The sequence below is a fragment of the Bacteroides coprosuis genome, from assembly GCF_020741705.1.
Taxonomy (GTDB): domain Bacteria; phylum Bacteroidota; class Bacteroidia; order Bacteroidales; family Bacteroidaceae; genus Bacteroides_E; species Bacteroides_E coprosuis.
Window position 1 is genome coordinate 1 of record NZ_DYYK01000045.1, and the last position, 2,564, is coordinate 2,564.

Below are 2,564 nucleotides of genomic sequence, written 5' to 3' on the forward strand. Positions count from 1 at the left end.
ATACCTGCGATAATCTTAAAAATTGTTTTCATAATAATCGTTCTCCTTTAATTTGTTTTATAGTTTGGGATACTGCTCCAGAAATAAAAGCAGCTCCCATAAAAATATATCCTTCAACTGTATTAAAATCAATCATATCTCTATAAATAATCCAAGATATAATATTAAAAATCCAAACCCATAATACTGATACTATCATACCTGCTCCAAAAATTCTCATTTTAAAACACTCAAAGCACTTTTAGTCCAGTTTTCTAAATCTAATTCTTGAATCTCTTCTTTGGTTAAAAACTTACCTTCCAATGTATCTGTTTCCTTAGGTTCTACAGTCCAAGTCTCAGGGATACTAATAATATTTAAAACTCCAAGATGGACAGAATCAACTTCTGTTTTTTGATTATACATCAAACCTGTAATAATAGATTCTTTGGCTAAATCATAGTGATAATCTATTTCTTCCCCATTTTCATCTCTAATAAACACTTCTTCTTCTAGTTCACGAGAATTATTAACAGCTAATAGATGCTCAAAGTTCCAAGCGTATTCAACACTGTTTTGATGTCCTCCTACGCCTATTGATGATTTACCATGTAAACGAGACTCTCCTCCGCCCTCTAAGCGAGTATATGTGAAGTATTTGTCTCCTTGTTTAATTACAGTATATGGAATAGGTTGTAGATAACTCATATCCTCTTCCATGTCTCCACGTCTCTGGACAGAGCCTCCAGTTTCCCACATGTCATTTAATAAGCTAATCATATACTCATAGTCTTCTTTGCTTAAAGGTGCTAATACATCTACTTCTAACATGTCATCAATTAGACCAATTGTTTCAAATACCTCTTTATCGAAAACCAATATCATTTCATTGTCCTTGTTTGTCATAATTAATTTTCTCCTATTCAATAATAATATTTTTAATTTGTTTTTCTTTATTGTTAATATCTTCTGTTTTGAGGACTCATATAGTCGTCACCAAACTCTTCTGACTTAGCATATTCATCTTCTATGTCTTCATCAGACAAACCTCTTAACGTTTCTGCAATTTCTCCATCATCATCTAATAAAAAATCTAAAATTCCCATAAATAATTCCTCCTATTAATTTGTTATATACTTAGTATAACAGAGAACTTAATCTCTGTCAAGACTAAATTCATGATTTTTTACTTCTTTTTTATTAATGCGCAATCCTCTTTTGTGTATAGGTGTTCTAGCGTATAAGTAAAAAAGATAAAATAGTTCGTCCTGTTTTTCTAGTTCCATACTTTCAAAAGCTCCCCATGCTGTATCAATGTCGAATTCACAACTATTACTAATACATGACAGTGTCTGACCTTCTTCGGTTCTAGCATATTCTACGATAATACCATCTTCTATTTCTTGAGTGTCACAACTGTATTCATAACCTAATTCTTTTATGCGTTCCTCAAATTCTCTACTCTTCATAATTTATTCCTCCATGTTCTTTTCATTTTGATAAGTGTAATTTTTACTTCCGTTTATTTTAATAACTGGTTTACGATAAATCTGATTTCCTTTAACCATAAAACTTTCCCCATTCTTGTATCCTAAGACTACCAGTTTAGTACCACGTTCCCACCAAGACTTGTTACCCTCTGATTTCTCGTGATAGTGACCGTATGTCTTACGATTCATTTTAAGTATAACAACACCTGACTCTTTTGTCAATAGGTAAACTAATTTTTTAGTGTGGTTATACCCTACTGAAACACCTGTAATTGCAGATATCTCATACTCAGGGAAGCCTCTACTATTTTTACCCTTGAATGGCGCATTTCGTAAGTTTTTAAACTCAGATATTTCATGTCTTTCAGAAACTAATTCAGTATCAATAATGAAGTTTTCTGTATTAAAGAGGATAGTTTCTATCTCCCCTTCTTCAAAGGTACTGCTACACTCTTCCAACCAATACTCTTTACGTTTCTGTTTAGTGAATTCTTTCGCATATTCTTCTTTTTTCAACTCTTCTTTTAATGGTTTAATAGCTTTATCATAATATTTCTTCCAAGACTTCATATCAATATTTAACTGACCATCTTTAAATTCATATTCCACTTCCTTAGAATAGTGAGTAATGAATATTTTTTCAATTTCTTCATTCATCTTCTCTTTGTTTCTACCTTCTATTCTATTTCTAAAGTCATATAAAGCTAATAGTTTATCAAATTCACTAGGTAATACATGTCTAACATATGGTAATTGTACCATTGTTATCTTATCTTTCTGTGGAATAATCATCTTAACTAAATCTGCCATTATTAAACGTCTCTCTTTGTCTTCTAAGCTATCCATAGCACCTGATTTAATCAATGTAATACTTTTCTTAGGGGATATTAGTTTAGTCTCTACCATACGTGTATAGAAGTCCTCAAGCGATTTAAAAGGTCTGTTCTCTAGTATTGCATCTAAAGTATTAACGTCTAATCCAGCAATAGCTTTCAGGCTGAATAATGTCTTACCATCTTTAGTGATAAATTTCATTTGAGATTTATTGATATCAGGTGGTAGTATATCTTCTTTCATGTCATTTACCGCTTTAGA

The 2,564-nt window shown here is 31.5% G+C and carries 4 protein-coding genes; all 4 read right to left on the bottom strand.

All coding sequences use genetic code 11. The annotated features are described in order from the left end of the window. Positions 1 to 216 precede the first annotated feature (216 nt). Complete coding sequence (locus K8V80_RS02815) at positions 217 to 885, bottom strand: hypothetical protein (RefSeq protein WP_276775322.1); 669 nt, start codon at positions 883 to 885, stop codon at positions 217 to 219. Between the two features lie 53 nt (positions 886 to 938). Further along, the gene (locus K8V80_RS02820) at positions 939 to 1,085 is read right to left on the bottom strand and encodes a hypothetical protein (RefSeq protein ID WP_276775324.1); all 147 of its coding nucleotides are present in this window, start codon (positions 1,083 to 1,085) and stop codon (positions 939 to 941) included. A gap of 48 nt (positions 1,086 to 1,133) precedes the next feature. Next, positions 1,134 to 1,448 (bottom strand): hypothetical protein, encoded by a 315-nt coding sequence (locus K8V80_RS02825; RefSeq protein ID WP_276775325.1) that lies wholly within the window; start codon positions 1,446 to 1,448, stop codon positions 1,134 to 1,136. Between the two features lie 3 nt (positions 1,449 to 1,451). Further along, the coding region (locus K8V80_RS02830) for a hypothetical protein (protein WP_276775327.1) at positions 1,452 to 2,564 on the bottom strand (1,113 nt) is incomplete at its 5' end.